The organism is Nocardia pneumoniae NBRC 100136, assembly GCF_000308755.1.
In the GTDB taxonomy this organism is placed as follows: domain Bacteria; phylum Actinomycetota; class Actinomycetes; order Mycobacteriales; family Mycobacteriaceae; genus Nocardia; species Nocardia pneumoniae.
Genome location: NZ_BAGF01000087.1, coordinates 42,854 through 67,763, shown reverse-complemented (window position 1 = coordinate 67,763; position 24,910 = coordinate 42,854). Strand labels below are relative to the sequence as shown.

21 protein-coding genes and 2 tRNA genes are annotated in these 24,910 nt (G+C 66.6%); 6 read left to right on the top strand and 17 right to left on the bottom strand.

Annotated features, from left to right (window positions below):
- The first annotated feature begins 42 nt into the window (after positions 1–42).
- Entirely contained in the window at positions 43–255 is a 213-nt protein-coding gene (locus ON34_RS35025) for a hypothetical protein (RefSeq protein WP_083889847.1), read from the top strand.
- A 15-nt stretch (positions 256–270) separates the two neighbouring features.
- On the opposite strand, the gene ON34_RS28460 is transcribed toward ON34_RS35025, so the two are convergent.
- From ON34_RS28460 to ON34_RS28450, 3 genes are all read right to left on the bottom strand, one after another.
- Positions 271–1,119, bottom strand: a complete 849-nt coding sequence (locus tag ON34_RS28460) for an ABC transporter permease (RefSeq protein WP_051023257.1) — start codon at positions 1,117–1,119, stop codon at positions 271–273.
- Positions 1,116–2,135, bottom strand: coding sequence for an ATP-binding cassette domain-containing protein (locus ON34_RS28455; RefSeq protein ID WP_051023264.1), 1,020 nt, complete (start codon positions 2,133–2,135; stop codon positions 1,116–1,118). Before ON34_RS28455 ends, ON34_RS28460 begins: the two co-directional genes overlap by 4 nt.
- A gap of 821 nt (positions 2,136–2,956) precedes the next feature.
- Positions 2,957–3,886 carry an acyl-CoA dehydrogenase family protein gene (locus tag ON34_RS28450; RefSeq protein WP_040785184.1) on the bottom strand — a complete coding sequence of 310 codons (930 nt, stop codon included), beginning with the start codon at positions 3,884–3,886 and terminating at the stop codon, positions 2,957–2,959.
- Positions 3,887–4,128: 242 nt separating this feature from the next.
- Between ON34_RS28450 and ON34_RS28445 the strand changes: the two genes are divergently transcribed.
- Positions 4,129–4,833: a YoaK family protein gene (locus ON34_RS28445; RefSeq protein ID WP_040785183.1), complete on the top strand. Its 705-nt coding sequence runs from the start codon at positions 4,129–4,131 to the stop codon at positions 4,831–4,833.
- A gap of 44 nt (positions 4,834–4,877) precedes the next feature.
- Positions 4,878–6,068: a DUF1444 domain-containing protein gene (locus ON34_RS28440; protein ID WP_051023256.1), complete on the top strand. Its 1,191-nt coding sequence runs from the start codon at positions 4,878–4,880 to the stop codon at positions 6,066–6,068.
- Positions 6,069–6,138: 70 nt separating this feature from the next.
- Here the strand turns inward: ON34_RS28440 and ON34_RS38360 are convergent, their stop codons facing one another.
- The 8 genes from ON34_RS38360 to ON34_RS28400 all read right to left on the bottom strand — a co-directional run bounded on the left by ON34_RS38360 (position 6,139) and on the right by ON34_RS28400 (position 15,332).
- Positions 6,139–7,014 carry a C40 family peptidase gene (locus tag ON34_RS38360; RefSeq protein ID WP_306303659.1) on the bottom strand — a complete coding sequence of 292 codons (876 nt, stop codon included), beginning with the start codon at positions 7,012–7,014 and terminating at the stop codon, positions 6,139–6,141.
- Between the two features lie 296 nt (positions 7,015–7,310).
- The gene (locus tag ON34_RS33860; protein WP_051023255.1) at positions 7,311–8,135 is read right to left on the bottom strand and encodes a hypothetical protein; all 825 of its coding nucleotides are present in this window, start codon (positions 8,133–8,135) and stop codon (positions 7,311–7,313) included.
- A complete protein-coding gene (locus tag ON34_RS28425) occupies positions 8,135–8,992 on the bottom strand; it encodes a ParA family protein (protein WP_157172454.1) in 858 nt (285 codons plus the stop codon). The genes ON34_RS33860 and ON34_RS28425 overlap by 1 nt, the downstream gene beginning before the upstream one ends.
- A gap of 512 nt (positions 8,993–9,504) precedes the next feature.
- Entirely contained in the window at positions 9,505–11,007 is a 1,503-nt protein-coding gene (gene mhpA / locus ON34_RS28420; protein ID WP_040785177.1) for a bifunctional 3-(3-hydroxy-phenyl)propionate/3-hydroxycinnamic acid hydroxylase MhpA, read from the bottom strand.
- Positions 11,007–11,360: a DoxX family protein gene (locus ON34_RS28415; RefSeq protein ID WP_040785174.1), complete on the bottom strand. Its 354-nt coding sequence runs from the start codon at positions 11,358–11,360 to the stop codon at positions 11,007–11,009. The genes mhpA and ON34_RS28415 overlap by 1 nt, the downstream gene beginning before the upstream one ends.
- Positions 11,357–13,270, bottom strand: coding sequence for an acyl-CoA synthetase (locus ON34_RS28410; RefSeq protein WP_245548236.1), 1,914 nt, complete (start codon positions 13,268–13,270; stop codon positions 11,357–11,359). The genes ON34_RS28415 and ON34_RS28410 overlap by 4 nt, the downstream gene beginning before the upstream one ends.
- On the bottom strand, positions 13,267–14,202 hold the full coding sequence (locus ON34_RS28405; protein WP_040785173.1) for a fumarylacetoacetate hydrolase family protein: 936 nt from the start codon (positions 14,200–14,202) through the stop codon (positions 13,267–13,269). Before ON34_RS28405 ends, ON34_RS28410 begins: the two co-directional genes overlap by 4 nt.
- A complete protein-coding gene (locus ON34_RS28400; RefSeq protein ID WP_040785171.1) occupies positions 14,199–15,332 on the bottom strand; it encodes a VOC family protein in 1,134 nt (377 codons plus the stop codon). The genes ON34_RS28405 and ON34_RS28400 overlap by 4 nt, the downstream gene beginning before the upstream one ends.
- A 134-nt stretch (positions 15,333–15,466) precedes the next feature.
- On the opposite strand from ON34_RS28400, the gene ON34_RS28395 reads away from it, so the two are divergent.
- Entirely contained in the window at positions 15,467–16,129 is a 663-nt protein-coding gene (locus ON34_RS28395) for a TetR/AcrR family transcriptional regulator (RefSeq protein ID WP_040785169.1), read from the top strand.
- Positions 16,130–16,147: 18 nt separating this feature from the next.
- Here the strand turns inward: ON34_RS28395 and ON34_RS28390 are convergent, their stop codons facing one another.
- A complete protein-coding gene (locus ON34_RS28390) occupies positions 16,148–18,340 on the bottom strand; it encodes an MMPL family transporter (protein WP_040785167.1) in 2,193 nt (730 codons plus the stop codon).
- Between the two features lie 277 nt (positions 18,341–18,617).
- On the opposite strand from ON34_RS28390, the gene ON34_RS28385 reads away from it, so the two are divergent.
- A tRNA-Ala gene (locus tag ON34_RS28385) sits at positions 18,618–18,693 on the top strand.
- 1,001 nt (positions 18,694–19,694) lie between these two features.
- Positions 19,695–20,171: a DUF8020 domain-containing protein gene (locus tag ON34_RS28380; RefSeq protein ID WP_245548235.1), complete on the top strand. Its 477-nt coding sequence runs from the start codon at positions 19,695–19,697 to the stop codon at positions 20,169–20,171.
- A gap of 198 nt (positions 20,172–20,369) precedes the next feature.
- Here ON34_RS28380 and ON34_RS28375 read toward each other — a convergent pair whose 3' ends face one another.
- The 5 genes from ON34_RS28375 to ON34_RS28355 form a co-directional block, all read right to left on the bottom strand.
- Positions 20,370–21,539 carry a zinc-dependent alcohol dehydrogenase gene (locus ON34_RS28375; RefSeq protein WP_040785163.1) on the bottom strand — a complete coding sequence of 390 codons (1,170 nt, stop codon included), beginning with the start codon at positions 21,537–21,539 and terminating at the stop codon, positions 20,370–20,372.
- Positions 21,540–21,551: 12 nt separating this feature from the next.
- On the bottom strand, positions 21,552–22,073 hold the full coding sequence (locus tag ON34_RS28370) for an SRPBCC family protein (protein WP_040785160.1): 522 nt from the start codon (positions 22,071–22,073) through the stop codon (positions 21,552–21,554).
- 268 nt (positions 22,074–22,341) lie between these two features.
- On the bottom strand, positions 22,342–22,887 hold the full coding sequence (locus tag ON34_RS28365; protein WP_218003938.1) for a hemerythrin domain-containing protein: 546 nt from the start codon (positions 22,885–22,887) through the stop codon (positions 22,342–22,344).
- 415 nt (positions 22,888–23,302) lie between these two features.
- Positions 23,303–23,376, bottom strand: a tRNA-Ile gene (locus ON34_RS28360).
- A 310-nt stretch (positions 23,377–23,686) separates the two neighbouring features.
- Entirely contained in the window at positions 23,687–24,880 is a 1,194-nt protein-coding gene (locus ON34_RS28355; RefSeq protein WP_040785157.1) for a DUF3566 domain-containing protein, read from the bottom strand.
- Between the last annotated feature and the right edge of the window lie 30 nt (positions 24,881–24,910).

Genomic DNA, 24,910 nt, shown 5'->3' with positions numbered 1-24,910 from the left:
GGGGCTCCTGCGCGAATCGCCGGGCTGTGCCAGAGTGGTCCAATGACCTCGGGGCGCCTACAAGTCTCTTCGCGTTCACGTAACCGGATCATCGTCGCGGCTGTCGTCGCGCTGGCAGGTGGCGTGGCCTATCTGGTCCGCACCCGGCGGCCCCAGCAGCCGGAACCCGCACCCGCGCCGCCGCGTATCGGATACTCCCGCAATGGCTCCGCGCCGACCCCCGTGGCGGGCGCAGGCGCGGAGCAGGACCGCTAGCGGCGAGCGAACAGGTCAGCGGCTGACGGCCTTCTTGTACTGACGCAGGGCCAGCGGCACGAAGACCACCAGGATCACCACCACCCAGGCCAGTGACGTGAGCACCGGGTGCTGGAGCGACCACGCATCCGGCGTCGGCGCCAACGGGCTGGTATTGCCGAATAGGTCGCGGGTGGCCTGAGTGAGCGCGGACACCGGGTTCCATTCCGCGATCACGCGCAGCACGGTGGGCAATTTGTCGCTGGGCACGAACGTGTTGGCGATGAAGGTGAGCGGGAAGATCACCATGAAGCTGGCGTTGTTGAACACTTCGGGCGCCCGCACCAGCAGACCCACCACGGCCATGATCCAGGACACCGCGTACGCGAACAGCAACAGCAACACATAGCCCAGCACCGCGTCCAGGAACGAACCACGGATCCGCCAGCCGACGACCAAACCGGTCAGCGACATCACCGTCAGGCTCACCACATTGATCACCACGTCGCTGATCGTGCGGCCGACCAGCACCGCCGACGAGGCCATCGGCAGCGAGCGGAACCGGTCGATGATGCCCTTCTGCATGTCCTCGGCCAGGCCCGCACCGGTGAAGGTCGCGCCGAACACCACGGTCTGCGCGAAGATGCCCGCGATGAGGAACTCGCGGTAGCCGCCGGAGAGGCCGGGCACGTCGATCGCCGCGCCGAAGACGTAGGCGAACAGCAGCACGAACATGATCGGCGACAACGTGGAGAAGATCAGGACATCGGGTACCCGCTTGATCTTGATGACGTTGCGCTTGGCGATGGTCACGCTGTCGCTGACCACTATCGACAGTCGCTCGCCCAGCGAGGGCCGGGCCAGGGCCGGGGTCGTCGCGGTCATCGGTTCGTTCCTTCCGTAGCTTCGACCTTGCCACCCGCCGCCAGCCGGTCGTCCGGCTCGGCACCGGCGGCGGGGGTCTCCGCCTCGTGGCCGGTGAGGGTGAGGAAGACGTCGTCGAGCGACGGGCGCCGCAGGCCGACGTCGTGGATCTGCACGTTGTGCTCGGCCAGCCTGCCGACCGCCTCCACCAGCGCCTGCGATCCGTCGGCCACCGGGACGGTGATCCGGCGCAATCCGGGCTCGAGATGGATCTCGCCGTCCGCCAAGGTCTTCAGCGCCGCCTCGGCGGTCGCGAGATTCTCCACGCGATCGACGGTGAGTTCGATGCGGTCGCCGCCGACCAGGGTCTTGAGCTCATCGGCGGTCCCCTTGGCGATCACCTTGCCGTGGTCGATCACCGCGATGGAATCGGCGAGCCGGTCGGCCTCTTCCATGTACTGGGTGGTGAGCAGCAACGTGGTGCCGCCCGCGACCAACTCCTCGATGACATCCCAGAGATCGAGGCGCGCACGGGGATCGAGCCCGGTGGTCGGCTCGTCGAGGAACAAGACGGGCGGATTCGCGACCAGTGCGCCCGCCAAGTCGAGGCGGCGCCGCATACCGCCGGAGTAGCCCTTCACGGGGCGGTCCGCGGCGTCGGTGAGCCGGAATCGCTCGAGCAGTTCGCGCGCGCGTTCCTTACTTCGCTGCACGCCCATGTGATAAAGACGTCCCACCATTTCCAAATTCTCGAAGCCGGTGAGATATTCGTCGACCGCGGCGTACTGGCCCGACGCACCGATACGGGAGCGCAACGCCTGCGGATCGCGCAGCACGTCTATTCCCGCGACCGTCGCGTGCCCGGCATCCGGCACCAGCAGGGTGGTGAGCACCCGGACAGTAGTGGTTTTACCCGCACCGTTGGGGCCGAGCAGTGCGGTGACGGTCCCTTCCGGGACCGTCAAGTCGAGTCCGTCGAGGGCCACCAACTGGCCGTATCGTTTGACCAGACCCTCGGCGACTATTGCGTCGGGCATGATTCTCCTGAGGTTGAGTTTCTCGATATGGTTCGGCGCGGCGTCGGGCATCCGGACGCCGACAATTCGCTGGATCGGGTGACCCGGCCGATACTCGAGTCAGTATTGCGCCGACCACCGACAAATTCATCCGATTTGTTTCGGGATGGCAACGGGCGCAGCGCGGCAGCGGCGTGAGAAGGCCGCATTCCGATCCAGTCGGTGCTCGGGGGTACCGGATCGGAATGCGACCGGTTCGATGATCCCGCGTCCCCATGCGCAGGGGCGCGCGTAGCGGACTACCCGAATGGGCGAGGACCGATACTCGGATCGCATGCCACCGAGCGCGGAAGGAGCGGGTGCGCTCAGACCGGGCTGTCGAGACGATGGACACGAACAGATGTTCGCATCGGGGTGTGACAAGTTCCGCCGGGCGAAGTTGCGCGACACGCGGTGCGCCCGTCGGCGCGCGCCGAGTCGAGCCGGATTCGGCCCCTGGCAGCGACCGGTCGGCACGTTCCGCGCCGCGGACGCGACCGCACGTCATGGGGCTGCTTCAGCATGGAACATGCTGCAAGCCAATACTTTTGGCAAATGGCAGGCCATTGGACAGGAACGATGTGGAGAGCCGATCGGTCATCCGCGGCAGCCATCGACCGGTGGGAAGGTGAGCCGAACCGAAAAATCTTGGAAAGTGGCCGTCCCCACGCACACACAATCGCGGATCATCGAGTAGCATCATTCAGGTCGGCCCCTCCCCCCCGGGCCGACCTTACGCGGGCCTCGGCTAACTCCCCCCCTTCGCCGAGGCCCGCTCCCATTTCCGGGGCCGGGTGATACGCCTATTCCGTCCGGTCGGCATCCGGTCGCACGGTGCGCCATGCCGCGGCGAGTCGCTGGCCGCGCACCCGCCCCGCCGTCGCCAGCAGCGGCCGGTCCCGCTCCCACCGCTGCCGTGTCACGGGGTTCGCGGACTCCCACAGCGGATCCAGACCTGACAGCAGGTCACCGAAAAATGCGAAGACTCCGCCGAGCGCGATGTGCACCCCCGGCGAAGTCGGCGCATCGATATCCAACCCGCGAACAGCGGCTACCGCGGTCAGCAGCCGCTGCAACGTCTCCTGCGGCCACTCCGACGCCCGGGCCACGCGCACCAGCCAGCCCAGCGTGGCGGCCAGCACGTGGATGTCCTCGATCGTGCGAAATGGCTTCAGATAGTCCAGATACCCGTCGCCCGGCAAGATCCGTGCGGGCACGTCGGTCAGCAGCACCGAGGCATGCGGGACCTCCGGCGCGAACGCGAGCGCGGGGTGGTCGGTCAGGCGCACGCCGGTCTCATGGGTGTCGACCATGGTGGCCCGCAGCCGGTTTCGCCCATCCGCGGCCGTGCCGACGCTGGCGATCACCACCAGACGATGCGCGAAAGCGCCCATGGTCGCGAACGACTTCGCGCCGTTGGCCAACCAGACGCCGTCCCGCTCGGTGAGCGTGGTGCGGATCGCGGAGGGATGACCGCCGCCCTCCTCCGTCGCGCACATCGCGACCAGCTCGTCGTCCGGCAGGTCCGGGATCAGTGTCCGCAGCGCCTCCTGATAGCCGGAAAGGAACGCGAAACCGAGCCGGTCGGCGCCGAAGCCGCCCGCGATCGCGACATCGACCGGGCGATCGAATCGGTTCGCGGCCACTCGATGTCGCGTCCACGCGGCGGCGACGTCGTTCAGCGGCGCCGTCGCGACGGGCTCGGTCAGCAGGAAGTCGAACAGGGAGTCCACCTGAGCACGGTAACCGAGCGGCCAACCATCCCCGCGCACTCAGCTCGCGGCTTGCCGCGCCGCGGCGGCCACCTGCCGGTTCCGGCTGCGCAGATCCCCGCGGCTCACCTGGATCCGCCACGGATCCCACCGCAGAGTCCGCAGTTGGGATCCATTGGCAAATGTCGGCGCTGCGTGGGCGAATTTCGTGCACGAACCTGTATCACTGAGGTGCCGCACCCGTCCAGGAAGGAGCCGGGCCTGTGCCGAAACCGGAAGTCAGTCGCCGACAAGCACTCTTCGACGCCGAGGCCAGACTGTCCTGGGTGCTCGCCGCTCTCGCCGGCCTGATCGGTGCGGCGGCGTTCATGCATACCGCTGGCTATTTCGTCACGTTCATGACGGGCAACACCGAACGGGCGGTCCTCGGGTACTTCCATGACGAGCCCGACATGGCGGTGGCGGCCACCGGCCTGCTCATGTCGTTCCTGTCCGGTGTTGTGGTCGCCTCTTGGTGCCGCAGGCGTTACTGGTCCGGGCATCCGCACGGTCCGACCCTGCTCACCACGGTTTGCCTGGCAGTGGCTTCCGTGGTCGACATCCTGGAATACCAGACGATCACAGAGCGGATCGGCTTGCTGCCGATCATGTTCGTCGCGTTCGGCGTCGGCGCGCTCAATACCTCGTTCGTGCAGAACGAGGAGGTGTCGGTTCCGCTGAGTTACGTCACCGGCACACTGGTCAAGCTGGGCCAAGGCATCGAACGCCACCTCAGCGGCGGCGACTACGCCGATTGGCTCGGATACTTCCTGCTGTACGCGAGTTTCGCGCTGGGCGCCCTGCTCGGTGGACTGCTGAGCCTGGTCGTGGCGGGCTGGGCCATGCTGATCACCGCGACGGTCGTATGCCTGATCGTCACCGGCTACACCTACCTGCACCTCGACCGCCACGGTCCCCTCACGCGGTAAGCATCGGCCATGCGGCTGTCGGTGTTCGCGGCTACGGTGGCCGCGTGCACAATTTCGACGACGAAGCCGACGCGTTCGCCGTGCTCGTCATGCAACATCTGTCCACACGCGGCGAGACCGACATCGAGTACAACCAGGACGAGTTCGCGATACGCGCGGGCGATCTGATCCTGAATCTGCACAATATTTTCCGGGAAACCCGCGACCTCGACGACGCGGAGCGCGACGCCCGCATCGCCAGGCACTTCGAAGCCTTGCACGACCTGCGCGGCCCGGAACAGGACTGGCCGTCGGCGCGGTCGGCGCTACGGCCGGTGTTGCGGCCCAACAGCTTCGGTGTGGACGTGCCGGAACTCGAGCTGCGGCCGATCGCGCGACCCGCGTTTCCCTTCGTGGACGAGCTGGTCGCCATCGACATGCCCAACGCCCGATCGATCGTCACCTACGCGTCGGTACACGAATGGGGCGTCACGGTCGACGAGGTATTCGCCGCCGCTCGCGAAAACCTCGGCGCCACCGTGGGTTTCACCGGTATCAAGGAACCGGGCATCCTGCGTTTCGTCGACGACGGCGACGGCTACTGCGCCTCCTGGCCCCTGCTTCCCGGTTGGCTCGCCGGATCCGGTGCCGGAGCCGAGCCGCCGGTCGCGTTCATGCCCGACATCGACACCCTGATCCTCGCACCCGGCGGCGACGAGCTCGAGCACATCTTCGAGCTGGTCGAGGAGCAGTACCGCGACGCGGTCCGCCCGATCTCGCCGCAGGGATACACCGTGGACGACACCGGCGCGGTGATTCCGCTCGATCGCTCGCCCGCACACCGCCACTTGCCCGCAGTGCAGCGCGCCCGATGTGGTTTGGCTGTCACCGAGTACGACGCTCAGGCACAGATTCTCAACGAGATCGTCGAGCGCGATCTCGAGTTCACTCCCTACGACGTCGAGCCCGCCTACGTCGGCTCGGTCATGTACGGCCATGGCGACAACGGTCCTTACACGGTCACCGTCTGGGGCGAGGGCGTCGAATACCTTCTACCGGAAGCGGATTACGTCGCGTTTTGCCGAGACGACGAGAACGGCGATTTGGAGCGCCTTTTCGAGGTTCCGTTCGATGCCGTCGTGCCCCTTGCCGGCCTCACGCCGGTCCCGAACCTGTCACCTCGTCGCTACGAGATCCGTGCTTGGCCTGATACCGAAACCCTGGCGAAGCTGAAGGCCGCCGCGGTCTCGCTCTGACTTGCCTGAACGTACTTGCCCGGTCGGCCCGGGAAGATCCCCGGTGGCGAGGAAGATTCACGTGCGGAGGTCAGAATCGGCGGGCGCCCGCCACGGGCATTGATGAGAGGGGCGAGGTGGTCACCCCGATGCCGTAGGTCGACGCGTGGATGACCCTGCCTTCACCGACATAGAGAGCGGAGTGGCTTCCGTCGTAGAACGACACCATGTCTCCTGGTCGCAGGTCGTCCAGCGGTACCGGCGTTCCGGTGGCGAGCTGCTCTTGGCTGGTGCGGGGAAGGTCGACGCCTGCCTGCCCGTAGGACCACTGCACCAGTCCCGAGCAGTCGAAAGAGTCGGGGCCGACCGCGCCGTAGTTGTAGTCCGCGCCGAGTTTGGTGCGCGCGGCCTCGACCGCGATCTCGCCGGGGGTTTTCCGCGGCGCCGCCGCGGCGGGCGGGGTCGGCGCCCGCGGCATGATGCCGGGCGTTTCAGCCCCGAAAGGTAACTCGATCGAGGGCAGAACATTGAAGAACGGAATCTCGATCGGCGGGACAACCGCGAGCACGGGCACCTCGACGGCGGGAACGGACACCGATATCGGAAGCTCGATTATCGGAGCCGGGGTAAAAGGCGCGATCTCGATTTGCGGAACCGGAATGGAAGTCCGGAACTCTATTTCGGAGATGGCGGCCAGGATCGGGTTTTCTTCCGATACCTCGGCCAGGATCGGGGCTTCCGCGACCGGGAGAATGGCGTTGTTCCGGAGCGGTTCTTCAAGTGCGCCGGGAAGCGAGATCTCGTCCGAGACCTCGAATGTCCCCATGCCGGGAATCGTGAGCTCCTGGGCCGATGCGGGTCCGGCTTGCAGCAGCATGCCCATGAGTGCGGCAGCTCCCGCGGCGAACGCCCAGAAAAGAACGCGTCGCAGGTAGCGAAAATATCGGACGTCGGTCGATGATGCCATGATGCGGTCCTCCGATGCTCATATCGCCGGCCGGTGGCGGGCCGTACGACGCCGCACTTCGTGGCGCGTGGGACCCAACCAAAGACCTCGAATTGATTCGAAAACCATCACGGTGCTTCGTCAGTCCAGCGGATCCGATCCGAGCATTCACTTTTCGGCATAGAGCACACAACGCAAAGTCCGACACACCCTATTTCCATAACGAAGTAATAACTCCCCCCGGAATTCCCGCGGCATCGACGCAAAAGTGCCCCGCAGGGAATGCATCCGGCCGCGGGGCACTGGTGGTGGGAGCTTCAAGCGGTGATCTGCTCCTCGATCTGTTCGGCGATCGTGCGGAGTTTCGCGGCGAATTCGCGCGCCGCGGCCGGGTCGTGACTCGATCCTTTGACGACGCGCCGGGTCAGCGCGGCGAGGCGAGATTCCACGGTGCTGAACACGCTTGCCGCCCCGCCGTCCGGCTCGTCCGGCAGTTCACCGCGCAACCACGCCTGCAACCGCTCGACCACCACGTGCTCGTCATAGCGTTCGGGAAGCAGCGCCACGGCTTGGCGGATCTTGCCCGCGGTGACCTTCACTTCCGCGCCCGCGGCAATCGTGGTGTACACGGTGACCGCCGCGTCTTCACCGTGTTCGGCGACGACCGGCAGCAGTTCCCGAACCTGGCCCTCGTTGATGGCGGGCGCGATCGGATGCAGCCTTGCGGCCAGGGGCCACGCGCGAATGAGCTTGTGCGCGTAGGACCGTTGCATGTCCCACCGCTGTTCCACATACTCGTCGAACGTCTCGTGGCTGTCGCGGTACAGCCGCCCGTCGCGCACGATCTGCAGCGCTCGCCCAGCGGCCCAGAAGGCGATGCGCAGCGTGTCGATCGACGACTCGCACGCCGTCAACTGCGCCCGCTCCCGATCGCTGAGCGGTCCGTCACCCGCGACGGGCACCGGCATCGTCAAGACATTCGAACCCGTCGAGGGTGTCGCGGAAACGTGCGCGCCCGCATCGGCGGCATTCGTACGCCGCCATTCGGCATCGCGCAAGGGCGAGACCGGAGGCGTGTGCTCGGCAGCGTCCGCCAGCGGATTGCCGCCGCCGATCGAGCCCTTTCTCCGTTGCGGAGGCATCAGGCAGGCACCTCCATCAGTAGCCGGTAAGAGCTGACCAGCTCGTCGCCCACCTGCCGATATTCGCCCAGGTCTTCGATCGGATTCTCCGCGCCCTCACCGACTTCTCCGTCGGCCGCCTCCCGATACCATTTCCAGGCGCTCAAATAGGATTCGAATACGTCGTAGCCGGCGCTCTCCAGATTCCGCCGCTGGGCTCGGTATTCGGTCGAGACGTTCACGCCGTTTTTCATGATGACCGGGACCTTGGTCATCAGGATCCGCACCCGAATTTCCCGGCTGCTGCCGGCCGCTGCCTCCTCGGCGGCCTTGAACGTACTCGGCACGCGTTTGACTTCGGACGGGCTCACGCTCGTCACCAGCAAGAGTTCGTCGCTCTGCGGGATGGCGGCCTTGAAGATCTCGGCCGACTCACCCCCGGCATCCACGATGATGACGTCGAAATCGGCGGCCTTGTCGCTGATGCAATCGTCGACGTGCCGGGAAGGGAAGGCCACCAGTTCGAACGGCACCTCGATTCCCCCTTTGACCAGCCGCCGGTGCCAGGAGTACCCGGTCTGACTGAGCGGGTCGGCATCGATCACCAACACCCGCAGTCGGTGCACCGTAGCGAAGTAACTCGCCAAGAAGAACGCCGAGGTCGTCTTGCCGACGCCGCCCTTGAGATTTCCCAGCGTGATGACCAGCGGTTCGGGCAATTCGAGTGGCGCAACAGAATTCGTCATGGACGGTCCTCCGAGGGTGAGGAGTGCATTACTGTGCGGGGCAAGTCTGGCACAGTGCCGCTGAATATCGGCTGATTGCGGCACCCTGTTGTCGCCGTTGTCGCGGCAGAGCTGTTGTGTCCAATTGGACACAAGGCCGCCTTATTTGCCGCGGCGAAGTGGCGAGATCACCGGGTCGGCCGCTCGATGCGATCGAATTCAGACGGCTCGACGAAACCGTAAGCCGACTGGCTAGAGCCTGGATGCCGACCTGACGTAGAGACTCGATGGGGGTCCAAGGTAGAGCCCTGGAGGGGTCCGGGGGCGAAGCCCTCCGGGCGGGGCATGGGGGTTGCACCCCACAAAACACGCGGAACCAAAAAGGCGAGCGCTCTCCGCGAGCACTCGCCTCCCATTGGTGGAGCCTTGCAAAGGCAGCGCTCTGCCAATTGAGCTAAGGCCCCGAATCAGCGCGTGGTGACCTCGTGCCAGGTGTCCGCGTCGCCGCGCTGGCGCAGCTTGGAGATGCCGAAAAGGACCAGAATCACGACACCGGCGGTGAGAAGGAGTTTCATGGCCCCAGCCTACTGTGCTGGTCGGGAGTCGGCCTAGAAGAGTTCGAGTCCGGATTTCCCCGAAAACCTCAATAATGATTGTTTCATCAGTTATTCCGGGATGGCGGTGCACAGTCGCGCCAGATCTCGCGCGGCGCACTGCACGGTGCCGTCGGGACGGACCAGAGCGGCCCGGGCGCCTCCCCGGCGCAGCCAGCGGCGCAGTTCGGTTCCTGGACCGGCGGTCACCACCACCCAGCCGCGTTCCCGGAACCGGGCGTAGTGTGCCGGTCCCGGCTCGACCGTGGTGACGATCGCGTACCGTCCCGCGGCGACATCGTCGTACCGGCGGCTGTCGTCGAGGACCGCGTTGGGCACCAGACTGCCCGCTCGACCGCCGAGCAAACGCGGGCGCGCCACGAGCTCGGACCGCCGCAGCGGCGGCGTCACTCCATCGGTGACCAGTGCGTGGAAGCCGGGCATGCGGTGCAGGCGTGGCGTGATGAGACGGCGGAGGAGGTTGCCGAGTTCGCCGCCTTCGGTCATGACCATGCCGGTGACCTTCGCGAGTCGAATCATGGCCCGGGCATGGGGTTTGCGTTCCTCCTCGTACGAGGCCAGGACCCGCTCGGGGAGCTCGCCTGCGAGGACTCCGGCGAGCTTCCAGGTGAGGTTGGCCGCGTCGCGCAGTCCGGCGCCCATGCCCTGGCCGATGAACGGCGGGGTGAGGTGGGCGGCATCGCCGAGCAAGAAGATCCGGCCCGCGCGCCAGCGGTCAGCGAGCTGTGCGCGGAAGGTGTAGTCGGCTATCCGGACCAGTTCCAGTTCCGCGATCGGAACGGTGCCGGTCCACGGGCGGATCAGTCCGTGCAGCCGATCGATGTCGCGGTAGTCGTCAGCGGTTTCACCCGGACGAAGCCGGAATTCCCATCGGTGCCTGGTCTTTCCGATGCGCATGTAGGTGGCGGCGCGAACCGGGTCGCAGACCTGATGTACGCCTTCCCACTGCCCGAGTTCGACGCTGGTGGCCACGTCGACGACCAGCCACCGCTGCTCGAAGTTCAGGTCCCGCATGGTGGCGCCGATCGAGGATCGGACCAGGCTGTTGGCGCCGTCGCAGCCCAGGACGTACCGCGCCAGGACGGATTCCGCCGCGCCGGTCGTCCGGTCGGTGAAGTCGACGGTCACGCCGTCGGTTTCCTGCGTCACCGCGGTGACCTCGACGTCGCCGCGGACGGTGACCGCCGCGTTCCGCCGCACAGCGGAACGGAGGATCGCCTCTAGCTCCGGTTGGTCGAACATGTTCGCGTCCGGATACCCGTTGCGGCCGCGCGCCGGATCGCGGTGGAATTCGGCCAGCACCCGCATGTTCCGGTCCAGCAGACGCAGGCCGAGGGCCGGCCGGGATATGGCGTCGAATTCGTCACTGACGCCCAACCGGTCCAGAATCCGGCGGATCTCACCGTCCAAGTGCACCGCGCGCGGCTGCGGGTAGACGCCCTCCCACCGCTCCAGCACCAAGGACTCGACACCGTACTGGGCGAGCAACGTGGCCGCGGTGAGGCCGGTCGGGCCCGCGCCGACGATCACCACCGGGACATGCGCGGAACGCATCACACCGCTCCCAACACGGTCATCAGGTAGCCGACCGCGATCAGTCCGGTGACAACGGCAGGCGCGAATTGTCGCACCGCGTCACCGGTACGCCGATGAATGACGACGGCTCCGGTCATCAGCAGCACCAGCCCGATTCCGGCCGCCACGCCGACGGGCCACCAGACGATGCCGATCAGAAGACCAAGTGCGGCCGCTATCTCGAGACCGCCGATCTTCCGGTAGGCGGAGACGGAGAACCCGGCATGCGCGGCACGCTCTCGCATCGACCCGACCGCCGACACCTTCGACACCCCGACCAGCAGGAAGAACGCCGCCAGCACGACAGCGAGCACGATCGACGCGACATTCATCGGCGCACCGCGATTCGCCACTCGATCGGGTACCGGGCGAGGATGGCGGCTACGGCGGTCTCGTCACCGATGTCGTCGAGTTCGACGGTCGCGACGATCGCACCGTCCTCGACAGCCGCGCCGATGCTGTGCACTCCGGTGATGCCGGTCAGGGCGTCGAGGAGTTCCCGGCGGGTGGCGTCGGCGCGTAACCCGAGTTTGTAGGGTTTGCCGACGTCGGTGACCGGCAGCGCGTCGAGGACCGTGACCGTCTTCGGCGCGGCCGCGCGTTCGGGTACGTGCTGGTTGGCCCAGTCGAGCAGAACGGCTTCGGTGACGTCGGCGCCGGGTGCGAGTGTCACGTAGGCGACGGGCACTTCACCGGCGTGGAGATCAGGGCGGCCGACCGCGCCTGCCGCGGTGACCTGGGGATGGGCGAGCAGGGCGTCTTCGATGGTCGCGGGGTCGATGTTGTGCCCGCCGCGAATGATGAGGTCCTTGGCGCGGCCGTGGAGATGGACGAAGCCGTCGGAGTCGATGTGGGCGAGGTCGCCGGTGTCGAGCCAGCCGTCGACGAGTTTGCCCATACCGTCGAGGACATACCGCTGATCGGCGCGGTCGGTCACATAGCCTGCGAAGACAGTCGGGCCGCTGATGGCCAGGACACCGGTGGCACCGGCGGGTAGGTCGGTCCAGGTGCCCTCCTCGTCGATGCGCACCGTTTTCACCTGCTGGTAGGGCATCCGCTGGCCGACCGATCCCGGTCGCGGCAGGTCGGGGAAGCTGCGCGCGCTGGCGCAGGTCGCTTCGGTGAGGCCGTAGCCCTCGACCAGGGTGATTCCGGTGTGCGTCTGAAAGTTGTCCCGGACGGCGGCGGGCAGTGGCGAGGCGCCCACCATGGCGTACCGGAGGCTGGAGATGTCGGCGTCGACCGGGCATTGCGCCAGCACCGCGTACACCGTCGGCACCGCGCTCATCGCGGCGATCCGGTAATGGGCGACGATTTTCCAGAACTCGCCATAGATCGCGAAGTCCCGGTATCCGAGCGGTCCGGCCCAGACCACGGATTGGCCCTTGAACAACGGCGCGAGCAGCGTGACGACCAGGGCGTTGACGTGGAACAGCGGCAGGGCCGCGAACACCACGGCATCGTTGTCGAGCAGGGAGTTCACGGCGATCATCCACGCGTTGGCGACTTCGTTGGCGTGGGTGTGCGCGGCCAGCTTCGGCACACCGGTGGTGCCCCCGGTATGGAACAGCGCGGCAAGATCGGACGCGCGCGGCGGCTGCCCGGCGAATGCGGCCGGATCGTGGGCCGCGGCCAGTTGGTCGAGGTAGCCGACGCGCACACCATCGAGCGGTGCCAGCGGCTGCGGCTCCCCAGCTGCGGTCGGGCGCAGCACCAGCACCGCGTCCAGCAGGCCGTCGGCGGCCAGCGCCCGCGCGGAATCCCACATGGGCTCAGCCAATTCGGGCCCGGCGGTGATGAGGACGCGCGCGCCGGTGCGTTGGAGCAGTTCGGCGATGTGCCGCCGGGACAGGCCCCCGTTGACCGGGGCGGCGATCCCGGCCAGCTGGGCGGCGAGGGTCGCCGCGATCAGCTCGGCGCAGTTGGGTGCGATCAGGGCCACCGCGTCGCCGCGCCGAACACCGAGCTCGTGCAGCAGGTTCGCGTACCGGTGTACCTGTGCCAGCAGCTGGGCAAAGGTGTGCCGCAGGGGTTCTCGCCACCGCGCCGCCTCCGGCAAGACCGTGACGGCGGTGCGCTCCTGCCACGACTGCGCGGCTCGTACCAGCAGGGCATAGGTCGATTCCGGCAGTCCGCGCCGCGCCAGCGGCACCGATTCGATCTCGGCCAGATCGCTCGGCTGCGCGTAGCGCGGCCATAGCAGCTCCTCGGCCGGGGTGCTGATCGTCAGGTTGTCGGTCACCGGTACCTCACCGTGGTGCGCTGGCGGCCCAAGTCGATGGCGCCGTCATTGGTGGCGATCGTGGCCTCGATGACGTCGCCGTCGTGCAGATACTTCGGGTTCTTGGCCTGGCCTTTGAAAAAGAGGTTCCACTTCACCGTCGCAGGGAGCAGATTCGCCATGAACTGGACCGGTTTCGGCGGAGCGCTCAACGCGGTGCCGATCGGTGTTCCGGTGAGCAGGAGATCACCGACGGCCATGTGCTGGAATCGGGTCAACGCCCGCAAGGTCTCCAGCGGCCGGTAGATCATGTCCGCAACCGTCATGTCCTGGCGCACCTCCCCGTTGACCCACAATCGCAATCGCAGGTCGGTGAACCGCTTCAGCTCATCGGCTTCCAACAGCACCAGCGCGGGACCGACCGGGGTGAACGTCGGATACGACTTCGCTTCGTAGAACTGGGTTTTCGGCAATTGCACATCACGCGCGGAGATGTCGTTGGTGACGACGAGACCGGCGATGTAGTCGGCGAGGTTGTCCGGGGTGATCTCCGATCCGACCGGCATTTCCCGGCCGAACACCAGGCCGATCTCCACCTCGTAATCCAGCAGCCGCACATGCGCGGGCCGGATGACGTCGTCGTGCGGACCGCTGATCGACCCCGACGCCTTCCGGAAGAACGTCAGCGGCACCGTCTCCGGGTCCATGCCCGAATCCTCGACGTGCGAGGCGAAATTCGTCATCTGCGCGACCACCCGGCAGGGCGCGGTCACGGGCGAGACGAGCGACAGCGCATCGACCGGCACGACCTCGCCGCTCGTGGCGGCCGCGACGACCGCATGACGGTCTGCGAGCAGCTGTGCTGTGGTGGTCGCCGCGGTGTCGACCTTCGCGGCGCCCGCGGGTGTGGCCACCCACCAGGCGTCGCTGGTACGGAGAACGGAAATGCTCATGAACTGGCTACTTTCAACAGGCCGCGCAGGCGACGGAGATCGAATTCGTTGTCTTCGCGCAGCGCGTCGACCAGCGCGCGCAGCTCGCGAAGCGATTCCCGGCCCGGTTTCAGGCCGAGGAAGTCTCTGCTGGCCGGCGGCCCCCACTGGGCCAGGCCGGAGGCGGTGAACGGCGCCCAGCCGGGTTCCAGCGTGCAGTCGAACATGTCGCCGTCGCTGAAGTGCTCGACCAGGAACCCGTCCGGGTCACGCCAGTAGTCGAAGATCTGGCTGCCCTGGATGTGCCTGCCGATCCCCCACGACCGGAAATAACCGTGGTCACGCAGATATTCGCCACCCGCGGCCAGCGCGTCGAGGTCGGCGACCTGATAGGCCGAGTGCACATACCGGTTGGCCGGGCCGAGCACCAACGCCAGTGTGTGATGGTCGGCGGGCGTCCGGCCGCGGTCGCAGCGGATGAAGCTCATCACCGGCCCGCGCTCCCGCTGCCCCGGGTAGTAGAGGAAGTCGCTGACGATCAGACCCAAATGCCGCAGATACCAGTCGAGGGTTTCTCGGTACTTGGTGGTCTGCACCACCACATGTCCCAGACGTTGCACCCGCGCCGGTTCGCGGGGCGGCCGCTGCGTGGCGTTTACCCGGGCCACGCCGTGTCCGCAGTTGAGGGTGTGCGGAACCTGTTCGGGCAAGGCGGTCAACGTGTGGGTGTCGGCGACGACCCGCACACGCAAGCCGCTCGGATCGGTCAGATCGACGGCCGACCCGCCCAGGCTGTCGGGCAAGCGCACCACAGTGCTTCCACCGGCCTCCGCCAACCGGAGCAGGTCGGCGGTGTCCGCCGCCCGGAAGGCCGGGCCGACGAACCTCGATCGCGGTCCCCGCCGGATGAGCACGCATGGCGCTTCGGCCTCGGTGCCTCGCAGGTGCAGTTCGGTCGGCGTGCGCAGCGACGTCGCGAAGCCGAAGGCGTGGGCGAAGACCTCGGCGCGCTCGAGGGCCGGTTTCTCGAACTCCAGCCACGCCAGATCGTGCACCTTCACGATCGGATCGGGCGCTCGCCCCGGATGTTCGCCGGCCAGGGCGCCGTGCTCACTGTGCAGGCCGGTGTGCGGGTCGTGATGGTCGATCATCGACCACTCCCTCCATGTGACTGACGATATCGTCATATACGACGCAATGTTCAGTCAAGTGGTTCTGAAGAATTCGTCATCACTGAAGTGCGGCGTTACCATGTGCGGGGACGACCAGGGAGAGGTGAGCAGGCATGACCGAACAGGCCGGCGCGGAACCCAACCGGCTGGAGCGCCGCAAGGCACGCACTCGCGCCGCCCTGCTCAGCGCGGCCCAGTCGTTCATCGCGGCCGGGAAACTGAACGCGCCGATCTTGGAGATCACCCAGGCCGCCGATGTCGGCATGGGGTCGTTCTACAACCACTTCCAAAGCCGAGAGGACCTGTTCCGGGCCGCGGTCGAAGAGGCGCTCGACCAGCACGGCGCCGTGCTCGACACCCTCATGGAGGGCATGGACGACCCGGCCCGGATCTTCGCGCAGAGCTTCCGGCTGACCGGGCGCATGCATCGGCGAAACCCCATCCTCAGCAAGGTTCTGCTCAACAACGGAATCGCCCTGACCGCCTCGGACAGGGGGTTGGCACCGCGCGCTCGCCGTGACATCGAGGCCGCCGCCCGCGCAGGTCGATTCCACGTCAGCGACCCGGAACTGGCCATGACGATCGTGGCCGGCGCCGCGCTGTGCCTGGGGCAATTACTGCACGATCAACCAGAACGAGACGATGCCGCAGCGTCCGACCAGGTCACCGAGGACCTTTTGCGGATGTTCGGCATCCCGGCCGATGAGGCGCGCGAGATCTGTCATCTCCCGCTGCCTTCCCTCGGCATCGAGCCGCGCGGCGACAGCGCCGCATAACTGATAAAGGGCGTCAACTCACGCGTGCGCGGCCTCGCGCGTGAACTCGTACTCCAGTTCCGCGCCCTCGATGTCGAGATCCGGCACATAACGTCCGAACCAGCGCGGGTGGTACCACATACCACTTCCGACCAGGGCCATGACGGCGGGCACCAGCGTGAGCCGGACGACGAAGGCATCGAGGACGACGCCGACCGCCAGCGTGAACGCCAGTGGCTTGACGATCGGATTGTCGACCCAGGTGAAGGCCACGAAGACGGCCCACATGATCAGCGCGGCGGCACTCACCACCCGGGCCGAATGCGCGACCCCGTTCTGCACCGACCCGACTGCATCCCCGGTACGGCTGTATTCCTCCTTGATCCGGGATACCACGAAGATCTGGTAATCGCTGGAGAGCCCGAAGATGATCGCGAGGATGACGATGGGCAGGAAGCTCAGCGTCGGCGCCTCGGTCACGTCGAAAAGGGCCGCTCCCCAACCCCATTGGAAAACCGCGACCTGAATGCCGAGCGCGGCGAAGACCGAGAGGATGAATCCGACGATCGAGGACAACGGCACCAGCACGGTGCGGAAGGCAATGGTCAACAGCACAAGCGCCAAGCCGACCACGACCAACAGGAAGATCGGCAGCGCGTCGGCCAGTCGGTCGGAGGTGTCGATGTTCGCGGCGGTGGTGCCGCCGATCAGGAAGGTGGCCCCCGTGTTCGCCGTGATGCGGTCGCGGTTGTCCCGCAGCCGGGTGACCAGATCCGAGGTGGCCTGATCGGCCGGACCGGTCTTCGGCACGGCCTGGATCAGCAGCAGCCGGTCACCGCTGCCAGCGGGCTGGACCGCGGCGACGTCGGGTTCGGCTTGCAACCGTTGCGTCAACGTCTGGCCCACGTCCGGACCGGTAGCGTTGGACAGGTCGGTCACCACCAGCAGCGGGCCGTTGAAACCAGGACCGAATGAGCGGCTGACCAGGTCGTAGGCCTTGCGGGCAGTGCTCGACTCCGGTTGCGACTCGCCACTGGGCAGCCCGAGATCCATCCGAGTGACCGGAGCCGCCAGGGCGACCAACGCCGCGATCCCGAGGACGAGTAGCGGCACCCGGAAGCGCGTGAGGAATCGGCCCCAGGCGTGCCCCATCGTCTGCTCCGGTTCGTAGGCGGCGATCCGCGCCACCTCTTCCGGTCGTCCCGGATGCAGCGGGGGCGAAATGAATCGAGCGACCGTGGCACCGGCGAATCCGAGCAGCGCGGGCAGCAGTGTCAGGGCGACCAGCATCGCCACCAGCACGGCGCCAGCCGCCGTCAACCCCATGACCGTCAGGAACGGAATACCGGCGACCGAAAGCCCGCACAGCGCGATGATCACGGTCACCGCCGCGAACACGACCGAGCTTCCCGCCGTTCCGACCGCCAGCGGTATCGACTCCTCCGCGGGCATTCCGAGCACGATGTTGTGCCGATGCCGGGACAGGATGAACAGCGCGTAGTCGATCCCGCACGACAGCCCCAGCATCAACGCCAGCGACGTCGCCGCCGCGGGCACGTCGACGAAGGCCGCCACACCGAGGATTCCGGTCAGCCCGATGGCCACGCCCACCAACGCCGTGACGATCGGCAGTCCTGCGGCGACAACCGCCCCGAACGTGACGAGCAGGATGACGAAGGCCGCGACGATACCGAAGAGCTCCGGCGTTTCCGGTACCTCAGCGGTGAAGCCGGGGTACACCGCTCCGGAGAATTCCACATCCATGCCCGCGTCCCGCGCCGGGGCGGCGATGCGGTCCACCTGGTCCAGCGTCTCCTCGGTGACATCCCCCGCCGCCACCGCGAACTGCACGCTGCCCAACGCGACCCGCTGATCGGGCGCGACCGCCTTGGCCTCGAACGGGTCGACCACCGTGGCAACCTGCGGCAACCCCCGCAGCCCGGCCACGACCTGCTCCATCTCAGCGCTCGCCTGCGGGTCGGTGACCTTCGCCAGACCCGGTGTGGCGAACACCACCTGCATCTGGGCTCCGCCGTACGCGGGCATCCGCTGCTTCAACAGGGAAACCGCATCCTGCGACTCGGTGTTCGGGATGGTGAAGTCGTCGGTGGTCTTGCCGCCCGTCACCGCGGCGAATCCGATCGCACACGCGAGCAGCACCAGCCACACCGCCAGCACCCACCAGCGCCGAAGGGCCACCAGGCGACCAAGAGCGAACAGATACCGAGACATGCGGGTCCTCTCATCGAGCAACCAACGACACATCGGCGAAACCGGATCACGACCGCTGCGACCACGATAAATGCCCTCGCCAGACGGTACGGCCACAACGCTCGAATCGTGCTCCCGACCGGGATCACCGTGGACCGACGTGGCCCGACGACCCGCTGACCTCGCTTGCCGATCCGATCACCGACAACCGCGGCACCCTGCCGTTTTGACCATGTCAACCGCGAGAAGGTACCGTTTTCCAGGCGTCTGTGCGCGCCGACCCGTGACGAACGGTGACGGGGCCTTAGCTCAATTGGCAGAGCACTGCCTTTGCAAGGCAGGGGTTAGGGGTTCGATTCCCCTAGGCTCCACCAATGGGAGGCGAGTGCTCGTGAAGAGCACTCGCCTTTTTTGGTTCCGCGTGTTTGTGGGGGTGCAAACCCCACGCCCCGCCCGGAGGGCTTCGCCCCCGGACCCCCAGGCTTGTGGTTGCGTTGGGCGGTCGTGGTGGAAAGCCGCCGCTCACCGTGCCAGTGGGGCTCCGCCCGGGGCCGATTCCGGACACCACGAACATCAGGTCGACCGCGACGCTGGAGGCATGTTGGGCCATTTCTGCGCTGTCCGCGAGCGGACGCAGTATGGCGGTAGTGATCACCACCGCGCTGCACAGCAAATGTGATCGGACACGACCGGCCGTCTCCATTGGACGCCGACTGACACGTGCTCGGCGACGGCTGGATCCCCTGGCTCGCATATCCGGCAGCGAAGACACTTCAATAGCCGATGCGCGCGCCGGGAGCCCTTTCGGTAATTCCCGATAGGGCTGGCGTTGCCGCGTACACGGCAACCTCATACATCCGGCCCCGGAAATACGTTGGCCCACAGTTTTTCACAACGATCGTTCTATCGATGGCCTCGCCTTGGGTCCCCGGACGCGATCGCCTCAGCCACCCCTGCCCTCCTGCTGAACCCCCATCCCAAGCGCCATCCCAAGCCCCCTTATCAACCCTTCCAATCGACCAATGGTCCGGCATCCCCGGCTCGTCACTATGCCCAGGGGCCGGAATAGCTTGCCGGACTCGGGCTCGATATCGGATGCGGCTGAGAGCGTTCTTATGCCATATCCATGAATACCGGCATGAGCGTTGGAGTGAAAACCGACCGTTTGAATCTAAAAAGGTAAGCGAAATACCCATGGACATCGAAACTTCGGAGCGCGAAGATATTCATGATGCCGTTTGTCGGGGAAACGGTCAACCTGTAAATCGGCAGGATGATTGGAAGTCCAATGATAATCAGAAAGTTGGTGGCGACCGCACTCATAGCCATCGCATCCACCGGGATCGCTACCGTTACGGCTCAGGGACAAGGCCGAGTGGCAGGAGAGGATATCACTGCCACTTTGTCGGACGGCCCCATCGCCTACACCACGACGCTGGCGGCTGACCACTCGAGCGCCACGATCAATCTGGCGTCCGGGAAGTTCGTCCCGGCTCCCGACGCGATCAATGTGATCGCGGATAACGGTGCACTCGTCGGCTCGATCCCGACGACACTGCGCATGGAGACCGGGCAAGCCTTCGCCCTCACGCCGACGCTCGACAGCACGGGCACGGTCCTTACGATGACACCGGCGAGTGGCGCACCGTCACCCGCGGCGGTCAACATGCCACCTGAGGTGCAGAGCCTGGTGCAGGATGCCCTGTTCGTCGGGCTCTTCGTGGGCGCGGCAATCGGCTGCGCGATCGGCGTTCTCATCGGAATCTGGTTCTTCCTGGTGGGCGCCGTGATCGGTTGCGCGATCGGCGCTGCCATTGGTGCAACGATCGGCTTCTTCTTCTTCCCGATCTGAGTGATCTGAGGAGGAATCGAATCGAGGTGGTCAACACGGCCGAGCGGTCGACGAGATCGCTCGGCCTTCGTATGCCCGCACCGCTCCCGGGCAGTCACCCCTACTGGCGCTGAGTCGCGGGAAGGGCGGTGTCGGGGTGCCCGAGAATCAGAACAGGTGCGTGGCCGAGCCGCCCGCCGGGCGCGCGGTGAGTTCCGATCATGGACGGAAGACCGCCCGGATGCAGCCGTCCTGCTTGTTCTTGAAGATGTCGTAGCCGTGGACGGCGTCCTCGAGCGGCATGTCGTGGGTGATGAGGTAGGAGGGGTCGAGGTCGCCTTGCTGGATGTAGTCGAACATGCGTGGCACGTACCGTTGGCCGTGTTGCTGCGCGGTGCGGATGGTGAGGCCCTTGTTGGTCACCACACCCATCGGAAACTTGTCGGTCAAGCCGTAGACGCCGAGCACCGCGACGATCCCGCCTTTCCGGCAGGCGAGAATCGCCTGGCGTAGCGGGATGGCTCGGTCGGTTTCGAGCCGGAGGAGTTGTTTGGTGCGATCGTAGAGCTGCTGCAGCCCGGTGCCGTGTGCTTCCATGCCGACTGCCTCGATGCAGGCGTCCGGGCCGCGGCCACCGGTCATCTCACGCAGCGTCTCCTGGACGCTGTCGACCGCGGTGTAGTCGAGCGTCTCCGCCCCGAACTGCTTGCGCGCCATTGCCAATCGTTCCGGGAACCGATCGATGACGATGACCCGTTCGGCGCCGAGAAGCCGCGCGGTGTGCCCGGCCATCAAACCGACGGCTCCGCTGCCCCACACCGCGATGGTGTCGCCGGGTGAGATGTCGCAGAAATCGGCGCCCATCAGGCCGGTCGGTACGGCGTCGGACAGGAACAGAGCCTGCTCATCAGTGATGTCGTCGGGGATGGGGAAGCAGTTGACGTCGCCGAAGGGCACCCGGATGTAGTGGGCGTGCGATCCTTGATAGCCGCCGAAAGGGTGGGTGTATCCGTAGATCCCCCCGCTGGGGTACCCGAGGATGGGCTGTTGCAAGTGGGCGTTCGGGTTCGTCGTATCACAGGCCGACCACAGATCGTGCTCGCAATACCAGCACGATCCACATCCGATGAACGACGGAACGACGACCCGGTCACCGGACTGCCGTGCGCTGACCTCGGGACCGACCTCGACCACCTCGCCCATGAACTCGTGGCCGATCACGTCGCCTTCACGCATGCCCGGCAGATACCCATCGATGAAATGCAGGTCCGAACCGCACGTAGTGGTCAATCGGACCCGCACGATGACGTCGTGGGGATTGATCAGCGTGGGATCGTCGACTGTTTCGACCGCGAGTTCGTTGACACCGTTCCAGCACAGCGCGCGCATGTCGTCTCCTGTTCAGCGCGCGGATGCCCGCGCGCTCGGGTTGCGTTCGATGGTGGGCATCTCGCCGGTCTGCAAGAGTGCGCGGGCACGGTAGAGCGCGGCGAACGCGGCTGCTCCGGTGAGGATGTCGGGTATCGGTGTCCGCGCCCGGATCGTCACCTCGGTGCCGAGGCCGCGGGGCGCGTCCCGGAATGTCAGCTGAATCTGCGGGCCACCGCGCGTGCGGTCACCCTCACCCGTCGTGCCGACGAAACGCAAGCCGTCGTCCTCTTCCACGAGCGTGGTGTTCCACTCGACGGAGTCGTCGGCGCCAGGGCGCAGAATCCACTCGTAACGCGAGGGAGCCGACGACCGGACCTCGGCGATGCCGCCGAGCACCTGCGACAGCCTGTCAGGGTCACGCCAGAACTGTTCGACCTCGGTCCGGGGTCGGCCGATCGTCACCGTCTGACTGTTCCCGCCATGGGACACCGAACCGGCAACCTTCCCGACGAGGTCGGTCAGCTGCTCTTTGGCCTTATCGATGTAGTGCACGAGAGCTCCCTTCGTCTGATCTCGGCGTTACCCGAATACGGCGACCGGAAGCACCCCATTGCACACGCGTTCGCACCAGCGGTCCGGCTCCGTCGACCTGACCCAGCCGGATCGTGGTATGCGTTCACCATGGTTTCCACCGGCTTGCGGGTTGCGCCCGCTCGGCCGGGCCTCCACCGCCAGGAACTCACCCGTACGGTCGGATCGGAAGACCGCGACAGTCGGCCTCGTGGTTGCTCGGCACTCGGCCAGTCGCCGCCCGAGCCGTTCAGAGATTCCGCAGCTGAGCGGCGAGTTCTTCCTTGCTCATGCTCGAGGCCCCGGGGATGCCCGCATTCCGGGCCTGCTGCTGTAGCTCCCGCGCGGTCTCCTCGCCCGGTCGGTCGCCGAGATGCTGGGCGCGGCTCGCCGCGAACGCGCGGCCGAGCTCCGCTCGCCGCCTGTCGTCGAGCTGGTCGCGCATCTGCGGCAGTACTGTCGACTCCTCTTCCTGAATGTGGCTGACGACCGCTTCGGCGAGTTCGGCCAGCACCGAGTCGAACTCCCGTGACTCCGGGTCGGTCTCGGTCAGCCGGAGCAAGAGCTGCTCGACCTGCGCGTGCTCCTGCTGGCTGTGCGCTATCTCCTCGACTTCACCGACGTCGTCCTTCGCGACGGGGTACACCTCGGTTTCCTCGGCCCGACTATGCGCGACCAGTGACGCGGCCAGCACTGGAACCAGCAGCGGGCGCTTGTCCTGGTGCTGCTTCAGCTCGTCGAACAACCGCTCCGTCTCGCGGTGATCCTGCATGATGAGATCGACGACATCGTTCACGACTGCCTCCTCACAGGAACTCACTGGGGGGTGCTGAATACCCCAGCGGACCGTATTCACGCACCGGCCGCACCGCGCCTGTCGGGGACTTGTCCAACCGGATCGGTCAGCCGATGCTCCCTCTGAAGCGATGCGACGGTGGAGCGCCGCCGTGGCCCGCATCGATGGGAATCGGCGATGCTGCTGTGCGGAATGCGTTGTGGCGCAGGCACTATTGCTGTATCTCGGCGGTCTTGTGCTCGACGGTTGCGGGGGCGGCGAGACCGGCCATCGGGTCGATGGGCGCCGCCCAGCGCTCGGCGGATCCATGGCGATCGGAGTTTGTGAGGAGCGGCGAGCGCCCTCGTCACCATAATGAACCCGGCTTACCGGGCAATGGAGCCGCAGAAGGAGGAATTCACCTCGGGAAATAGGGTGGGCCTAGGAGGACTTGAACCTCCGACCTCTTCGTTATCAGCGAAGCGCTCTAACCGCCTGAGCTATAGGCCCATGTTGTTCGACTCGGATCGCCGAGCCGAGAGCAAAGACTACCGGACATGACCTAAATGAACCAAAACGGCTGGTAGGGGGCTCGCGGTGGACTGGGGCACGACCCGGCGGGCGCTGACCGGCAGGGATTGCGAACCCTGGTACGGGCGCGGATGCCGAGAACTCCCGGTGGTCGACACCCGATCGCCCGTCTTTCCAGCACCGGGATTGCAGGCATGGTCAGCGTACCCGTGCCCGGAGACGATGTCCGACACCAAAACGGCCGGTACCCGCCCTCGAGGGCGGGTACCGGCCGTTCGGAAGAACCGGACTAGTCGGGGTCGGCCAGGGTCACCTGGATGCCGCCGACGAGGTCGCAGCACTGGTTGTAGATGAAAGTGCCGACCGTGCCGAGCGCGGTGAACAGGACGACGTTGATCAGGCCGATCACGCCCGCGTAGCCGAAGACGGTGCCGGCGTCGATCAACCCCACCGAGCCGCTGTCCTGGGACACCATGTCGGTGAACGTGTTGTTGAGCCGTTCCCACACGCCCATGCCCTCGAGCACGATGTACAGCAGGCCGACCGCCAGCATCCACACGAAGAACATCGCCACGCTGATCACCAGCGAGATCTTCAGCGTCGACCAGGGATCGATGCGACGGATCTGCACGGTGGCCCGCAGCGGCTGACCGGAAGCGACCGCGGCGACCGCGACCGGAACCGCGGGCGAGACCGGCCCCGACTGCGGACCGGTGGCTTCGGTCTGCGGCAGCGGATGGCGGATCTCGGACAGGTCGGGCATGTCTTTGATCAACTCCGGGCGCGCGATGCTGCGGGTGGGTCCGTCGATGCCGACGGACTTCACCATCGCCGCTTCCTTGCGTGCCGCCTTGGCCGCCAGATCCGCGGTGGTGCGCGCATTGGACATGCTGTTGCCGAGCCCGACCGACCCGCCGCCGGAATTCGGGCGGCCGGTGACCGGCGCCTGGCCAGGGCGGTACAGGTTGGACTGCGGCTCCCGCTGCGGAAGCTGCTGCGACCAGCCGCCGTCCTGGTACGGCGACTGCTGCTTGCCACCGTTGCCTGCTGGGCCCCCGGCCTGCTTGTCCCCGCCCTCGGGCGCGGACTGCTCGGCCTTGGTGTTCATCCGCGCCGTCTTCTGATCGAAGTGGTCCTGGCCGTCGCCGCCGGGCGCCTTGTCCGCCATCCCCTGCTGTGCCGGGAAATCACCCTGCTTGATCTCCTGCGGCTGGGCATTCGACTGGTTGGCGCCGGGCTGGTTACCCGGCTGCGGCTGCCCACCGGGCTGCGGACCCGGTTGGCCCTGGTGACCACCCGGTTGTCCACCACCGGGGTGGCCGCCCGGCTGGCCGCCTCCTTGCTGGCCGCCACCGGGCTGACCGTTCTCGGCCGAGGCGACCGGCCGTGGGATCGGCCGCGGCGGGATCGGGGACGGTGCGATCCGCTCGGTCACACCGTTCGTCTGGTGCCGCTCGTCATTCGGCTGATTCGGAGTGGTCAATGGGAATCCTTAGATCCGTTCGTTGCCGCC